General features: G+C 38.7%; 17 protein-coding genes and 3 pseudogenes. All 20 read left to right on the forward strand.

All coding sequences use genetic code 11. The features are described from left to right. Positions 1-202: LPXTG cell wall anchor domain-containing protein (locus HMPREF2987_RS09090; RefSeq protein ID WP_257375205.1), on the forward strand; the 202-nt coding region annotated here is incomplete at its 5' end. 417 nt (positions 203-619) lie between these two features. Then, positions 620-1,960, forward strand: a complete 1,341-nt coding sequence (gene xseA / locus HMPREF2987_RS09095) for an exodeoxyribonuclease VII large subunit (RefSeq protein WP_075230268.1) — start codon at positions 620-622, stop codon at positions 1,958-1,960. Next, the gene (locus tag HMPREF2987_RS09100; protein WP_075230269.1) at positions 1,938-2,150 is read left to right on the forward strand and encodes an exodeoxyribonuclease VII small subunit; all 213 of its coding nucleotides are present in this window, start codon (positions 1,938-1,940) and stop codon (positions 2,148-2,150) included. The genes xseA and HMPREF2987_RS09100 overlap by 23 nt, the downstream gene beginning before the upstream one ends. Beyond that, a complete protein-coding gene (locus HMPREF2987_RS09105; protein ID WP_075230270.1) occupies positions 2,147-3,022 on the forward strand; it encodes a polyprenyl synthetase family protein in 876 nt (291 codons plus the stop codon). Before HMPREF2987_RS09100 ends, HMPREF2987_RS09105 begins: the two co-directional genes overlap by 4 nt. Next, the gene (locus HMPREF2987_RS09110) at positions 3,015-3,830 is read left to right on the forward strand and encodes a TlyA family RNA methyltransferase (protein WP_075230271.1); all 816 of its coding nucleotides are present in this window, start codon (positions 3,015-3,017) and stop codon (positions 3,828-3,830) included. The genes HMPREF2987_RS09105 and HMPREF2987_RS09110 overlap by 8 nt, the downstream gene beginning before the upstream one ends. Next, positions 3,823-4,254, forward strand: coding sequence for an arginine repressor (locus HMPREF2987_RS09115; RefSeq protein WP_075230272.1), 432 nt, complete (start codon positions 3,823-3,825; stop codon positions 4,252-4,254). Before HMPREF2987_RS09110 ends, HMPREF2987_RS09115 begins: the two co-directional genes overlap by 8 nt. A 6-nt stretch (positions 4,255-4,260) precedes the next feature. Beyond that, on the forward strand, positions 4,261-5,928 hold the full coding sequence (gene recN / locus HMPREF2987_RS09120; RefSeq protein ID WP_075230273.1) for a DNA repair protein RecN: 1,668 nt from the start codon (positions 4,261-4,263) through the stop codon (positions 5,926-5,928). Then, on the forward strand, positions 5,929-6,657 hold the full coding sequence (locus HMPREF2987_RS09125) for a metallophosphoesterase family protein (protein WP_075230274.1): 729 nt from the start codon (positions 5,929-5,931) through the stop codon (positions 6,655-6,657). It begins immediately after the preceding gene. A 78-nt stretch (positions 6,658-6,735) separates the two neighbouring features. Continuing rightward, a complete protein-coding gene (gene lepA, locus HMPREF2987_RS09130; protein WP_075230275.1) occupies positions 6,736-8,559 on the forward strand; it encodes a translation elongation factor 4 in 1,824 nt (607 codons plus the stop codon). Positions 8,560-8,670: 111 nt separating this feature from the next. After that, positions 8,671-8,970, forward strand: a pseudogene (tnpA, locus tag HMPREF2987_RS09135) (IS200/IS605 family transposase); the annotation flags it as partial. Positions 8,971-9,173: 203 nt separating this feature from the next. After that, positions 9,174-9,371: a hypothetical protein gene (locus HMPREF2987_RS09140; RefSeq protein ID WP_075230276.1), complete on the forward strand. Its 198-nt coding sequence runs from the start codon at positions 9,174-9,176 to the stop codon at positions 9,369-9,371. Positions 9,372-9,578: 207 nt separating this feature from the next. Then, positions 9,579-10,037 (forward strand): annotated as a pseudogene (locus HMPREF2987_RS11435) (hypothetical protein); the annotation flags it as partial. Between the two features lie 220 nt (positions 10,038-10,257). After that, a complete protein-coding gene (locus tag HMPREF2987_RS09150; RefSeq protein ID WP_075230277.1) occupies positions 10,258-10,734 on the forward strand; it encodes a PTS sugar transporter subunit IIA in 477 nt (158 codons plus the stop codon). A gap of 39 nt (positions 10,735-10,773) precedes the next feature. Continuing rightward, on the forward strand, positions 10,774-11,079 hold the full coding sequence (locus HMPREF2987_RS09155; RefSeq protein WP_075230278.1) for a PTS sugar transporter subunit IIB: 306 nt from the start codon (positions 10,774-10,776) through the stop codon (positions 11,077-11,079). Positions 11,080-11,124: 45 nt separating this feature from the next. After that, on the forward strand, positions 11,125-12,600 hold the full coding sequence (locus HMPREF2987_RS09160; RefSeq protein ID WP_075230279.1) for a PTS galactitol transporter subunit IIC: 1,476 nt from the start codon (positions 11,125-11,127) through the stop codon (positions 12,598-12,600). Positions 12,601-12,688: 88 nt separating this feature from the next. Beyond that, positions 12,689-13,597 carry an aldose 1-epimerase family protein gene (locus HMPREF2987_RS09165; protein WP_075230280.1) on the forward strand — a complete coding sequence of 303 codons (909 nt, stop codon included), beginning with the start codon at positions 12,689-12,691 and terminating at the stop codon, positions 13,595-13,597. Positions 13,598-13,854: 257 nt separating this feature from the next. After that, on the forward strand, positions 13,855-14,280 hold the full coding sequence (gene lacA / locus HMPREF2987_RS09170) for a galactose-6-phosphate isomerase subunit LacA (RefSeq protein ID WP_000029277.1): 426 nt from the start codon (positions 13,855-13,857) through the stop codon (positions 14,278-14,280). A 148-nt stretch (positions 14,281-14,428) separates the two neighbouring features. Further along, complete coding sequence (gene lacB, locus HMPREF2987_RS09175) at positions 14,429-14,944, forward strand: galactose-6-phosphate isomerase subunit LacB (protein WP_001216925.1); 516 nt, start codon at positions 14,429-14,431, stop codon at positions 14,942-14,944. Positions 14,945-14,954: 10 nt separating this feature from the next. Further along, positions 14,955-15,884, forward strand: a complete 930-nt coding sequence (locus tag HMPREF2987_RS09180; protein ID WP_075230281.1) for a tagatose-6-phosphate kinase — start codon at positions 14,955-14,957, stop codon at positions 15,882-15,884. A 1-nt stretch (position 15,885) separates the two neighbouring features. Beyond that, positions 15,886-16,219: pseudogene (locus HMPREF2987_RS09185) on the forward strand (tagatose-bisphosphate aldolase); the annotation flags it as partial.

Raw genomic sequence — 16,219 nt, forward strand, 5'->3', positions numbered from 1 at the left:
CCCAGGTGAAGACACACCAATCATCTACGTACCAGTAACTCCAGAGAAACCAGTAACTCCAGAGAAACCAATCTCTGCTAAAGAAAATACTCCTCAGTTGCCAAATACTGGTACTGAAGATCATACTAGCTTAGCAGCACTTGGACTTCTTGGAATAATGAGTGGATTTGGACTTGTAGCTCGTAAGAAAAAAGAAGATTAGTATCTTTAATATTCTGAAGGAATAGCTATTGCGTTTTAATAGAACTAATTTTCACTAGGATAAATCTGAGGGCTAAAAATCTACTATTTTAAGTTTAAAGTTTCTTTAATTAAATTCTTAAACTGAATAGGTACTAAAAGTGAACAAGACAGAATTCTGATTTTTAGAAAATCTGTTTTGTTCGCTTTTTGTGTAATGAGCCTACTTTTGTACTAGAATTGTTCTTTGTTGTATAATTGTTATAATAGATAATGTGTGGCTTTAAGATGGCGATCTAAAATGGCAACTAATTGTGCTTATTATAGTTCAGTTTCTTTATTTATAATTATTGAAAAGAATCCAAATGAATAAAGATTTTTAAGCATATTTTTGGTATAATAATACCCAAGGAAAACTAGAGAAAAGAAGGAGGTAGAGATGGAAAAGTATTTATCGGTCACAACTTTGACCAAGTATCTAAAAATGAAATTCGATAAAGACCCCTACTTGGAACGGGTCTATTTAACTGGTCAAGTCTCTAACTTCCGCAAGCGTCCAACGCATCAGTATTTTTCTCTTAAGGATGACCGAGCAGTTATTCAGGCAACTATTTGGTCGGGAGTCTACCAACGTTTAGGTTTCGACTTGGAAGAAGGTATGAAGATCAATGTAGTTGGTCGCGTCCAAGTCTATGAGCCAAGTGGAAGTTACTCGATCATTATTGAAAAAGCTGAACCAGACGGTGTCGGTGCCTTGGCTATCCAATTTGAACAGCTTAAGAAGAAACTGGCAGAAGAAGGTTTATTTCAAGAACGCTTTAAACAATCTTTACCACAATTTTCAAAAAAAATAGGTGTGGTGACCAGTCGAAGTGGTGCTGTTATCCAAGATATCATCACTACAGTCAGTAGACGTTTCCCTGGTGTGGAAATTGTCCTATATCCTACTAAAGTTCAAGGTGATGGTGCTGCAGAGGAGATTGCTCGTAACATTGTGAAAGCTAATGAGCGTGATGACTTAGATGTTCTGATTATTGGTCGAGGTGGTGGATCCATTGAAGATCTTTGGGCCTTTAACGAAGAGATTGTAGTTCGCTCTATCTTTGAATCACGGCTACCCATCATTTCAAGTGTGGGGCATGAAACGGATGTCACTCTGGCTGATTTTGTGGCTGATAAGAGAGCGGCAACGCCGACAGCTGCTGCTGAACTCGCTACACCAGTAACTAAGTTAGATCTTTTAACCTATCTTCAGAATCAAGAAAAACGCATGACTACAGCGGTTAAGTATAGTTTGTCAAAGAAACAAGAAGCTCTGAGAATCCTCAGTCAATCGGTCATCTTCAGACAACCAGAGCGTTTATATGACGGTTATCTACAACGCTTGGATCAGTTACAGCTACGACTGAAGCAAGGACTGAATGCTGAATTGGTTCGAAATCAACAAAAGGTTCAAGAACAAATCCACCGTTTGGAACAATTATCACCAATCATCAAAATCCAGCGTTATCAGGATCGTATTTTCCAACTGCAAAAACTAATGCGTAGCCAGATGGCTGTGACCTATGATGCAAAAGTAGCAGAAGTAAAACGCCTATCAGAAGCTCTCCTTATGCTAGATACTAGTCGAATTGTAGCCAGAGGTTATGCAATTGTCAAAAAAGGAGAAGTTGTAGTGGCTTCTGCGAAAGATTTGAAAGAAAATGACCAAGTATCACTGTTGATGCGGGACGGTCAAGTAGAATTAGAGGTAAGAGATGTCAAAACAAAAGAAATTTGAGGAAAATCTAGCAGAGCTTGAGACTATTGTTCAAAGCTTAGAAAATGGTGAAATTGCTTTGGAAGATGCTATTTCCGCTTTTCAAAAAGGAATGCTCTTATCCAAAGAATTGCAGGCAACACTTGATAAGGCTGAAAAGACCTTGGTCAAGGTTATGCAAGAAGATGGAACAGAAAGTGAACTCCTATGAACAAGCAGGAAAAATTAGCTTTGGTCGAATCAGCTCTTGAAGACTTTTATGGTGACAAACAATTTGCATCCAGTTTAAGAGAAGCGGTTCTTTATTCCATCCATGCTGGTGGTAAACGGATTCGTCCATATTTACTTTTAGAAGTTTTGGACTCCTTACAAGTGCCTATCACTCAGGAACATGCTCAAGTTGCAGCGGCACTAGAAATGATTCATACAGGAAGTTTGATCCATGATGATCTTCCTGCTATGGATAATGATGATTTTCGTCGGGGGCGTTTGACCAACCATAAGATGTATGGTGAAGCTCTAGCTATTTTAGCAGGGGATGCGCTTTTTTTGGATCCCTATGCTTTAATTGCTCAAGCTGATTTGCCGAGTCAAACAAAGGTTGATTTAATAGCTAATTTATCACTTGCTTCTGGAAGTATGGGAATGGTGGCTGGTCAAGTTTTGGATATGGAAGGCGAAGGAAAATACTTGAATTTAGAGGAACTTCAGACTATCCATGCTAATAAGACCGGTAAACTTTTAGCCTTTCCTTTCCAAGCGGCTGGAATCATTGCTGGATTGGATGAAAATCTTCAGAAGCAGCTTAAAACAGTTGGCGAGTTGATTGGCCTGGCTTTCCAAGTGAGAGATGATGTGCTTGATGTTACAGCAAGTTTTGAGGAAATCGGCAAGACACCCCAGAAAGATTTGCAAGCTGAAAAGTCAACCTATCCTGCTTTGTTGGGATTAGATCAGGCGATAGCGTTTTGCAATCAAACCTTGGATCAAGCTAATGCAAAACTTGAAAAGATTAGCCAAGTTGTGAGCTTTGACAAGGAACCAATTGTAAAAATAGTAGAAAGTTTGAGAATCAATGGCTAAGGAAAGAGTAGATGTACTAGCATATAAACAAGGTTTATTTGAAACGAGAGAACAAGCCAAACGAGGTGTTATGGCAGGTTTGGTAGTTGCTGTTATAAATGGCGAACGATTCGATAAGCCAGGAGAAAAAATCCCTGATGATACAGAGTTGAAACTCAAGGGTGAGAAGCTCAAGTATGTTAGTCGTGGTGGTTTGAAGCTAGAGAAGGCTTTAGAAAAATTTGATTTAACTGTTGAAGATAAAACGACCATCGATATCGGAGCTTCTACAGGAGGATTTACTGATGTCATGTTGCAAAACGGTGCTAAACTAGTTTTTGCAGTCGATGTCGGGACTAACCAGCTTGCTTGGAAATTACGCCAGGATCCTCGTGTTGTTAGCATGGAGCAGTTTAATTTTCGCTATGCTGAAAAGGCCGACTTTAATCAGGAACCAAGTTTCGCAAGTATCGATGTCAGTTTTATTTCCTTAGGCCTCATTTTACCAGCCTTGCACCGAGTTTTAGCTGATCAAGGGCAGGTTGTTGCTCTAGTTAAGCCTCAGTTCGAGGCTGGACGTGAGCAGATTGGTAAGAATGGGATTATCAGAGATGCAAAGGTGCATCAACATGTACTGGAAACAGTTACCGGAATGGCAGTTAGAGAAGGTTTTTCGGTCCTAGGATTGGATTATTCTCCGATACAAGGAGGACATGGAAATATTGAATTCTTAGCATATCTACGGAAGGAAGACCAGCCAAGCAATCAGGTTGTTACTGAAATAGAAAAAGTTGTAGAGAGAGCACATAGAGAGTTTAAAGATGAATAAAAAAGAGAGACTTGAAAAAATTAGAAGATTTGTAACAGATTATCAAATCGGTACCCAGGAAGAAATCGTTGAGCATTTGAAAGAGGCCGGTATTTCTGCAACACAAGCAACTGTATCACGAGATATTAAGGAACTTGGAATTGTTAAAATCCCATTAAAAGATAATACCTACATCTATGAATTGCCAAAATCAATCGTTAGAAGTTTGCAATTGGCAGAAAATAACATTATCGATTGTGAACGCATGGGAAATATGATTAATTTGCAGATTATCCCAGGAAATACTGTTTTCGTCAAGAGTCAGTTGACAGATGCTTTTTCTGATCAAATTTTTAGCTGTATTGCTGATGATAATTCCATCTTGATGGTATTTAGAAGTGAAGAAACAGCCAAAGAAATTTTTGAACAAGTTAAAAATTGGTAGGTTTATATGTTACTGGAAATTTCGATTAAAAATTTTGCCATCATCCAATCAATCTCTCTGAATTTTGAAGAAGGGATGACTGTTTTGACTGGTGAAACAGGGGCTGGAAAGTCAATCATCATCGATGCTATGAATATGATGTTGGGAGCGAGAGCTACGACCGATGTGATACGTCACGGTGCACCTAAAGCAGAAATTGAAGGTCTTTTCTCACTTGAAAATAGTCGGATTTTACAAGAAATTTTTGACGAACAAGGCTTGGAAATGAGTGATGAAATCATTATTCGTCGCGAGATTTTGCAGAATGGTCGAAGCATCAGTCGTGTTAACGGGCAAATGGTTAATCTTTCCGTTTTAAAGGCTATTGGTCAACAGTTGGTTGATATTCATGGTCAGCATGATCAGGAAGAACTAATGAGACCACACCGACATATTCAGATGCTGGATGAGTTTGGTGATGCTGATTTCTTCGAATTAAAAGAAGCCTATCAGACTAGCTTTGATGATTATCGTCAAATGCGCAAACAAGTTCTTGATATCAAGAAGAACCAGCTAGAGCACAAGGCGCGTATTGAGATGTTGGAATTTCAAATGGCTGAAATTGAAGCAGCTAATTTGAAAGCAGGTGAAGATGTTATCCTCAATAAAGAACGGGACAAACTTCTTAACCATAAAAATATTGCGGATACCTTGACAAATGCTTATAGTATGCTCGATAATGAGGAGTTTTCAAGTCTAGCAAATGTCCGTTCAGCTATGAATGATATGGAAGGGCTTGAAGAGTATGATCCAGACTACCGTGAGATTTCTAGCTCCCTTTCTGAGACTTATTATGTCCTAGAAGATATCACCAAACGCTTAGAATCCATCATCGATGATTTGGATTTCGATGGGAATCGCCTCATGCAGGTTGAGAGTCGTTTGGATTTAATTCACACCATTACACGTAAATACGGTGGTAGTGTGGACGATGTCTTACTCTATTTTGAAAAAATTACAGATGAGTATAATCTTTTAACGGGGAACAATCTCTCGTCTGAGGATATGGAAGTCGAACTCAAGAAACTTGAAAAGAATCTTGTGGACCTAGCAGGTCAAGTTGCTCAAGCTCGACATAAAATAGCGAAGGACTTAGAAGCTGAAATCAAGCAAGAATTGCAAGACCTATACATGGAGAAAGCACAATTTCAAGTTCGTTTTAGTCAAGGAAAATTCAGCCGAGAAGGAAATGAAAGTGTTGAATTTTATATATCAACCAATCCTGGTGAGGACTTTAAACCCTTGGTAAAAGTAGCATCTGGTGGTGAGTTGTCTCGTTTGATGTTAGCTATCAAGTCCGCTTTTTCTCGTAAGGAAGGCAAGACCAGTATCGTCTTTGATGAGGTGGATACGGGAGTTTCAGGTCGTGTAGCTCAAGCCATTGCACAAAAGATTCATAAAATTGGGCAACATGGTCAAGTCTTAGCTATCTCACACCTCCCGCAAGTGATTGCTATCGCGGACAATCAGTTCTTTATCGAGAAGGTGAGTGATGAGAATTCCACAGTTTCAACGGTTCGTTTGTTGAGTTTAGAAGAACGTGTAGTAGAAGTTGCTAAAATGTTGGCAGGAGAAGATGTGACCGAAGCAGCTCTGACACAAGCAAGAGAACTGTTAAAAGGTAAGGAGAAATAGATGACAGACTATTATGTAATTGGAGATGTTCACGGAAAAGCTGGAATGCTTGAGGACCTACTAAAGACATGGGATGGGAAGACTCAACTTATTTTTCTTGGAGATTTGATTGACCGAGGTGAAGATAGTCGCCGTGTTCTAGAGATAGTTAAGGACTTGGTTGAAAATCAAGGGGCAATTTGTTTGTCTGGGAATCATGAGTATATGTTTTTAACCTGGTTAGACAATCCAGAAGAGAGTTACGATCACTACCGTCGAAATGGTGGTGATACAACTATTAACTCTATTTTAGGTCGGCCTTTGGATGCTCCGGTTGATGCTATTGCAAATGCTAAACGAGTTGAGACAGAAGCAGCAGACCTAGTTGCTTTTATTCGTCAAATGCCTTTTGTGATTGAAACAGATAAGTATATCTTTGTTCATGCTGGTATTGATTTGACCTTGGAAGATTGGCACGAAACTACAGATTATAAGAAAGTCTGGCTCAGAAAACCCTTCCATGAGGCAGAAAACCATACTGGAAAAACCATTGTCTTTGGGCATACTCCTGTTTATGGTTTGTTGGATCAAAACCCTGGCACATCTGAACTCTGGATAACAGAAGATGGTAAAGTTGGTATGGATGGGGGAGCTGTCTATGGTGGTGTTCTTCATGGTATTATCTTTACAGATCAAGGCATGACTGAGCGTTATTATATTGAAAATGACGGTTTTATTGCTGAAGATTAGTACTCCTAACAGGGTATGGTCTTGTCAAAATGTTAAAAACAATTTATAATTAATAGATACCCTGAAAGGAAGAGAATGATGAACTTAGAAGAATTGAAAAAACGACAGGAGAAGATTCGTAACTTCTCTATCATTGCCCATATTGACCATGGAAAGTCAACACTAGCAGACCGTATTTTAGAAGCGACTGAGACAGTTTCTAGTCGAGAAATGCAGGCTCAGCTTTTGGATAGTATGGATTTGGAGCGTGAGCGTGGAATTACTATCAAACTCAATGCTATCGAGCTGAATTATACTGCTAAAGATGGTGAGACCTATATTTTCCACTTGATTGACACACCAGGGCACGTAGACTTTACTTATGAAGTATCGCGTTCGCTAGCTGCCTGTGAGGGCGCAATTTTGGTCGTTGATGCTGCCCAAGGGATTGAAGCTCAAACCCTGGCAAACGTCTACCTTGCTTTGGATAATGATTTGGAAATCATGCCAGTTATTAACAAGATTGACCTGCCAGCAGCAGACCCTGAGCGCGTGCGTACAGAGATTGAAGATGTGATTGGTTTGGATGCCAGCGAAGCAGTTTTGGCCTCTGCTAAGGCTGGTATCGGTATCGAAGAAATCCTTGAGCAAATTGTCGAAAAAGTCCCAGCCCCAACTGGTGATGTAACAGCACCGCTTAAGGCCTTGATTTTTGACTCCGTTTATGATGCTTACCGTGGGGTTATCCTCCAAGTTCGTGTCATGGATGGAGTTGTTAAGCCAGGTGATAAGATTCAGCTCATGAGCAATGGTAAAACCTTTGATGTTACTGAGGTCGGAATATTCACACCCAAAGCAGTAGGACGTGACTTCCTTGCGACAGGTGATGTTGGTTATATCGCAGCATCTATCAAGACTGTTCAAGACACTCGTGTCGGTGATACAGTTACCTTGGCGGCAAACCCTGCTTCAGAACCCCTATCTGGATACAAGCAGATGAATCCGATGGTTTTCGCTGGTCTTTATCCAATCGAATCAAACAAGTACAATGACCTTCGTGAAGCCCTTGAAAAATTGCAACTGAATGACGCTAGTCTTCAGTTTGAACCAGAAACATCTCAGGCTCTTGGCTTTGGTTTCCGTTGTGGTTTCCTTGGTCTTCTCCATATGGATGTTATTCAAGAACGTTTGGAGCGTGAGTTCAACATCGACCTCATCATGACTGCTCCGTCTGTTATCTACAAAGTCAATCAGACTGATGGTGAGTCTATGGATGTATCGAATCCATCCGAGTTTCCAGATCCAACCAAGATTGCTACCATAGAAGAACCTTATGTTAAGGCTCAGATCATGGTTCCACAGGAGTTCGTTGGTGCAGTTATGGAGTTGGCACAGCGCAAGCGTGGAGACTTCGTGACGATGGATTATATTGATGACAATCGTGTCAATGTTATCTATCAAATCCCACTAGCTGAGATTGTCTTTGACTTCTTTGATAAGCTCAAATCTTCAACACGAGGTTATGCAAGCTTTGACTATGAATTGTCAGAGTATCGTCCATCTAAGTTGGTTAAAATGGATATCCTTCTTAATGGTGATAAGGTGGATGCTCTCAGCTTTATCGTTCACAAGGACTTTGCATACGAACGTGGAAAACTTATCGTTGATAAGCTCAAGAAAATCATCCCTCGTCAACAATTTGAAGTTCCAATCCAAGCAGCTATTGGACATAAGATTGTGGCTCGTACAGATATCAAGGCCCTTCGTAAGAACGTACTTGCCAAGTGTTACGGTGGTGACGTTTCTCGTAAGCGTAAGCTACTGGAAAAACAAAAAGCTGGTAAGAAACGAATGAAAGCTATTGGCTCAGTGGAAGTACCACAAGAGGCCTTCCTTAGCGTCTTGAGTATGGATGAAGAATAGTTTTTTCTCAAGAATAGTAGAGATTTCAAGAAAAAAATAAGCTAATTATAAAATAATGATTTTTTAAGTGTCAAGATACAGTTATATTTTGACACTTTTCTTATTATCTAAGGACACTTGATGCAAGATCATGTACATATGTTAGTAAGTATTCAACCAAGGATAAGTGCTTCTAGTTTCATGGGTTATTTAAAAGTAAAAAGTGAATTCATGATGTTTGATATACACACAAATCTGAAATATAAGTTTGGAAATCGACATTTTTGGGCAGAGGGATATTATGTGAGTACAGTTGGTCTCAATGAAGCCACAATAAAGAAATACATTCAGGAACAAGAGCGAAAAGATATTGCTTTAGATAAGTTGAGTGTAAAAGAATATGAAGATCCCTTTAGGGATAGTGGTAAGTAGTACATATGCCTCTTTGAGAGGCTTGTGACGAGTCAAATGCAATAAGGTTTGAACAAGGTGAAAGCCAGCGTCTTTAGGCGCTGGCTGGTAATTTGGGCTTATAGCCCTGGTGCAAACCAGCCGTTAGATGGGGGTTATGTTTTTTTGATTTTTTTCAATTTTTATTCTACAATAAAATTATATGAAGAGAAGGCGGTAACAATATGCTTAATGCGAAAATTTTTTATATATTTTTATGTTTGATCGTTGTCGAAACTACAGGCTTGTTGTTGTTGAAAAACGGTCTTGAAAGAGGTTATTTAGATACAGGAGCTATCATCCTTGCAGTTTTTTCATTTGCTTTCTACAACCTATGTTCATTCGGTTGGGTCTGCTCTACAATAAAAAACAATAAAAAATAAATAGACGTATTTTTAGTCAGAACCTCTCAAAAAACGCATTTTCTTGCACCTGCTCCGTAAATGTGTTATACGAATTCTGCAAAAAAGTGATAGATTTCTAAGTCAGGAGCAACGGAAAAGCCCCAGCAGTGCAAGTGCTGAGGCTTTATTTGCGTGGTTGCGAATCACGTCCGGCCCAGTGGCACTTAATCATCGTCTATCTAATCTAGCCAAACGGAGGAAACTAAAATAGTTGGTTCCGATAATTATGGTTATGTAAAAATACCAAAATCATGGATTCAGTTCAAAGAGATTGAAGGTGGAGATAATTTCCAGTACTGTGATGTAACTGAAATCAATATTGTAATTCTCAATACCTTAAAATCAGAGCAATTCGGAATCTCAGAGAGCAAATATGCTGCACTAGAAACAGTTCAAATCTCGAATAGTATCTATGACTCAAAACTAAATAATCCAAACTTTACAAAAGTTTGGGGAGCTAAGTCTACTATTGGAGGATATGAAGCTTATGTCGTTAACTGTATTGCAAAAGATCGCAAATTTTTGATTACATGGATTTTTAAATCAGACGACGGTAAGTTTCGCTATGTATCCCTTGAAGGAGAAGGAAAAACACTAAAAACAATCCATCCAATGGTTGAAGAAAGTTGGACAACAAAAAAATAAAGAATAATAGGAGCAGGTCTAAGGGCCTGCTATTTTTATGGTTTAAAGTTGATATAGAGGATTAAGAATATCTGTCTACATTTCTGTTTGAAAGTGATTGTCGGGAATTTATCAAACAAAAAAATAAAAAATCAAACAAAATACAACAAAAAACATTGACAACGGTTTCATATAGTGTTATACTTAGACCATAAAAGTTAAAGAAAGAAGGGAGAATGTTATGGGATTAGGTCATTTCTTTGACAAAGACTTAGTGTTTTGCTTAGAAGCGGATAATCAAGAACAACTCTTTGATCAGGTTGCAACTTTATTAGAAGAACGTAAAATTGTTACGGATACTTATCGATCGGCTTTGATTGAACGTGAAAAGTCATTTCCAACAGGTTTAGATATGGAATTTTTAGGGAAGGACTTGCCAAACGTAGCGATTCCTCACACTGATACCATTCATAACCTTACTGAAAATGTAGTTGTAGTACGTTTAGAGAAGCCAGTTACATTTCACAATATGATTGCTCCTGACAAGGAAGTGGAAGTTTCACTACTCTTCTTTATCATCAACAACTCAAGTTCAAGCCAAACAAATATCCTAGCTCAGTTGATGGACTTCTTTACTGGTAATGGACATCTGGCAGATTTAGCCAAGATTACAGAACCAGAAGCTTTATTCCAGTATATCTCAGAAGCAACAGCTTAATTTGTAAATTAAAAAAATAACAAAACGGAGGAAATCCAAATGATTAAAATTCTTGCTGCGTGTGGTGCAGGTGTTAACTCAAGCCACCAAATTAAAAGTGCTCTAGAAGAAGAGCTTTCTAGCCGTGGATATGATGTTCACTGTGATGCAGTTATGGTAAAAGACGTCAACGAAGACTTGATTAAAGGTTATGACATCTTCACACCTATCGCTGCTACAGATCTAGGCTTCGATCCTGGTATTCCAGTTGTTGAAGCTGGACCAATCTTGTTCCGTATTCCAGCTATGAGCGCTCCAGTCTATGACAACATTGAAGCAGCAATCAAAGAACACGGACTAAGCTAATTATTACTTTGTTAATATTCCATAAAAAATAAAGGGAGGAAAATTATGGATTTCATTATCAATCTGGCCAACGATTTCTTTAAACCTATCTTGGCTATGGGTGGCCCAATCATCATGCTGATCATTTTGACAGTATTGGCCTTGCTTTTCGGAGTGAAATTCTCCAAAGCACTTGAAGGTGGTATCAAACTTGCCATCGCTCTTACAGGTATCGGTGCGATCATCGGAATGCTTAACGGAGCTTTCTCAGCTTCTCTTGCAAAATTCGTTGAAAATACTGGTATTCAATTGAACATCACCGACGTTGGTTGGGCACCACTTGCTACAATCACTTGGGGTTCTGCCTGGACACTTTATTTCTTGCTTGTGATGTTGATTGTCAACATTGTGATGCTTGCAATGAAGAAAACTGATACACTTGACGTTGATATCTTCGATATCTGGCACTTGTCTATCACAGGTCTTTTGATCAAATGGTACGCTGACAACAATGGAGTTAGCCAAGGAGTTTCACTCTTCATCGCGACTGCAGCAGTTGTCCTAGTAGGGGTTCTTAAAATCATCAACTCTGACTTGATGAAACCAACATTTGATGACCTTCTTAACGCACCAAGTTCATCACCAATGACTTCAACTCACATGAACTACATGATGAACCCAGTTATCATGGTTTTGGATAAGATTTTTGATAAATTCTTCCCTGGTCTTGATAAATTCGACTTTGACGCTGCTAAATTGAACAAGAAAATCGGTTTCTGGGGTTCTAAATTCTTTATCGGTTTCATCCTTGGTATCGTTATCGGTTTGATGGGAACTCCACATCCAGTTGCTGGAGTAGAAGATGCATCTTCATGGGAACTTGTTATTAAAGGTTGGTTGTCACTTGGTTTGACTGCCGGTGTCTGCTTGGAGCTCTTCTCATTGATCGGTTCATGGTTCATCGCTGCAGTAGAACCACTTTCACAAGGTATTACTAACGTTGCTACTAAACGTCTTCAAGGACGTAAATTTAACATCGGTCTTGACTGGCCATTCGTAGCTGGTCGTGCTGAAATCTGGGCTTGTGCTAACGTACTTGCACCAATCATGTTAATCGAAGCTGTGCTTCTTTCTAAAGTTGGAAATGGTATCTTGCCACTTGCTGGTATCATCGCAATGGGTGTAACTCCAGCTCTCTTGGTAGTTACTCGTGGTAAATTGCTTCGTATGATTATCTTCGGAACACTCTTGTTGCCACTCTTCCTTCTTTCAGGAACACTTATTGCACCATTTGCAACAGAACTTGCTAAAGGTGTAGGTGCCTTCCCAGAAGGTGTAAGCCAAACTCAGCTCATTACTCACTCAACACTTGAAGGACCAATCGAAAAACTTCTTGGTTGGACAATTGGTAACACTACAACAGGTGATATCAAAGCAATCCTTGGTGCTGTAGTATTCCTTGCTTTCTATATCGGTATCTTTGCTTGGTACAGAAAACAAATGATCAAACGTAATGAAGAATATGCAGCAAATGCAAAATAATTCGCTCCTAAAAATGTAAATTGTAAAAACTAGGTTGTCAGTTTCCAAGTATGGAGTCGGCAATCTAGTTTTTTTAGGGAAAAAATTAATGGAGGTAACCCTAGTGATTGAATTACAATCAGAACAGTTAAGTGTACAATTTCAGACCTTTGGAGGTGCTCTAACTTCAATAAAAGACAAGGATGGAATTGAGTATTTGTGGCAAGGAGATCCAACATACTGGAGTGGTCAAGCACCAGTTCTATTTCCAATTTGTGGATCTGTTAGAAATGATACTGTCCTATATGATCAAGAAGATGGTAGTCAAGTAAAAGGTAAAATTCCACGTCATGGATTGGTTCGGAAAAAAGAATTTGTGTTAGTGGAGCAAACAGAGAACTCAGTTACCTTTGCGATCGAAGACGACCAAGAAATATATGAGAATTATCCCTATCATTTACGCTTAGAAATAACTTATACAGTGACTGGAAAGACTATTCGTACACAGTATCAAGTTACTAATAAGGAAACAGATAAAAAGATGCCTTACTTTATTGGTGGACATCCAGGTTTTAACTGTCCTTTATTTGATGATGAAGCCTATGAAGATTACTATCTTGAATTTGAAAAAGTTGAAACTTGCACGGTTCCGAAACCATTCCCAGAAACAGGAATGTTAGATGTTCAAGATAGGAGTGTCTGGCTAAAAGATCAAAAGGAATTAGATCTAAATTATGATTTCTTTAGCTATGACGCTGTGACATTAGATGAATTAGCATCTCGCTCTGTTTCCTTACGGTCACGCAAGCATGATAAGGGATTGAAACTAGATTTTAAAGACTTTCCAAACCTCATCATTTGGTCGACTCTTAATAAAGGACCTTTCCTTGCTTTGGAACCTTGGTCAGGTTTATCAACATCACTCGAAGAGGGCGATCATCTAGAAGATAAGAAAAATGTTCGAATCTTAGATCCAGGTCAAATTGATCAACTTGGTTTTGATATCGAAATTTTATAAAAAATAAACAAAAACAAACATAAACTGTTGACTTTTTTAAACAATAGTAGTATATTATGTTTAGAAAGAACAATTTGTGTTTGTTTTAACAAGTTATTCTTCCAATTTCTCTTAGGAGAAGTTTTTAAGAGTGATTAGATGAATCATTCTTAATCTAAAATAGTCAACAAAAACTACTAGTAACTACTTGGTGATGGTCATTTTCTTTCCAGAACCAAAAAATTTTTACTGGTCTATTATAAAAAGGAGTATACAATATGTCTATTGTTATTGGTGCAGATGCTGCAGGTTTGAGATTGAAAGAAGTCGTTAAAGATTTCTTGGAAAAAGAAAACTTCCACGTTGTGGATGTTACAGCTGAAGGTCAAGACTTCGTTGATGTAACTCTTGCAGTTGCTGCAGAAGTAAACAAAGAAGAACAAAACCTTGGTATCGTCATTGATGCTTATGGTGCAGGTCCGTTTATGGTTGCAACTAAAATCAAAGGAATGGTTGCTGCAGAAGTATCTGACGAACGTTCAGCTTATATGACTCGTGGTCACAACAACTCACGTATGATTACTATGGGTGCTCAACTTGTTGGTGACGAATTGGCTAAGAACATCGCTAAAGGCTTTGTAAATGGTAAGTATGATGGCGGTCGTCACCAAATCAGGGTCGACATGTTGAACAAAATGTGCTAATACTCTTCAAAAATCAAGATAATCTGTCGTCAGCTCACTTTAGCTAACTTCAGTTATGCTTGTAGCTCGCTTCCTAAGCTAATCTTGATTTTTCTTGAGTAAGGATAAATGATATTAGATTTATATAATTAATCGGAGGGAATAACTAATGAGAATTGCAATTGGATGTGACCACATCGTAACAAATGAAAAAATGGCGGTTTCAGAATTTTTGAAATCAAAAGGACATGAAGTCATCGACTTTGGTACTTACGACCATGCTCGTACCCACTACCCAATCTTTGGTAAAAAAGTTGGTGAAGCAGTAGTTAGTGGCCAAGCTGATCTTGGTGTATGTATCTGTGGTACTGGTGTAGGTATCAATAACGCTGTTAACAAGGTTCCAGGTGTTCGTTCGGCTTTGGTTCGTGATATGACAACAGCTCTTTATGCAAAAGAACAATTGAATGCCAATGTTATCGGATTTGGTGGTAAAATCACTGGTGAGTTGCTCATGTGTGATATCATTGAAGCTTTCATCAATGCTGAATACAAACCATCTGAAGAAAACAAAAAATTGATCGCTAAAATCCAACACGTTGAAACTCATAACGACCATCAAACGGATGCCAACTTCTTTACAGAATTCCTTGAAAAATGGGATCGCGGTGAATACCACGACTAAGAGGTGACCTATGATTTTAACAGTCACAATGAACCCATCCATTGATATTTCCTATCCTTTGGATGAATTAAAAATTGATACAGTCAATCGTGTTGTTGATGTAACAAAAACGGCAGGCGGTAAAGGTCTTAACGTTACTCGGGTCCTATCAGAATTTGGTGACTCCGTAGTCGCAACAGGACTTGTCGGTGGTAAACTTGGTGATTTTTTAGTAGAAAATATTGATGATAAAGTAAGCAAACGTTTCTTCTCTATTCAAGGTGAAACCCGTAACTGTATCGCAATTCTACATGGAGAAAACCAAACAGAAATCCTTGAAAAAGGTCCTGAAGTTCAAGAAAAAGAAGGTCAAGATTTCTTGGCTCATTTCAAAGAACTTTTAGAGACTGTAGAGGTAGTGGCCATTTCAGGTAGTCTACCTGCAGGACTTCCAGTGGATTATTATGCTAGTCTGGTTGAACTTGCTAACCAAGCTGGTAAACCTGTTGTCTTGGACTGTTCAGGTGCTGCACTTCAGGCAGTTCTTGAGTCTCCACATAAACCAACAGTCATCAAGCCAAATAATGAAGAATTATCTCAACTTTTAGGAAGAGAAATTTCTAAAGATTTGGATGAGCTAAAAGCTGTTCTTCAAGAACCACTATTAGATGGAATCGAATGGATTATCGTTTCCTTAGGTGCTAACGGAGCATTCGCTAAACACGGTAACACTTTCTACAAAGTAGATATTCCAAGAATTCAAGTAGTAAATCCAGTTGGTTCTGGCGATTCTACAGTGGCAGGTATTGCTTCAGGATTATTCCATAAAGAATCTGATCAAGAACTGTTGATCAAGGCAAATGTCCTTGGTATGTTAAATGCTCAAGAAAAAATGACTGGTCATGTCAATATGGCTAACTATCAAGGTCTATATGACCAATTAATTGTAAAAGAGGTATAAAATGGTTTTAACAGAAAATAAACGTGCTTGTATGCAAAAACTTTCAGATGAAAATGGTATCATCTCAGCTCTTGCTTTTGACCAACGTGGTGCTTTGAAACGCCTTATGGCTCAATACCAAACAGAAGAGCCAACAGTAGCTCAAATGGAAGAACTTAAAGTCTTGGTAGCAGATGAATTGACAAAATACGCTTCATCAATGCTTCTTGACCCTGAGTATGGACTTCCAGCTACAAAAGCTCTTGATCCAAAAGCTGGTCTTCTCCTTGCTTATGAAAAAACAGGTTACGACACAACAAGTACAAAACGTTTGCCAGACTGCTTGGATGTTTGGT

The organism is Streptococcus sp. HMSC067H01 (genome assembly GCF_001814775.1).
GTDB lineage: Bacteria > Bacillota > Bacilli > Lactobacillales > Streptococcaceae > Streptococcus.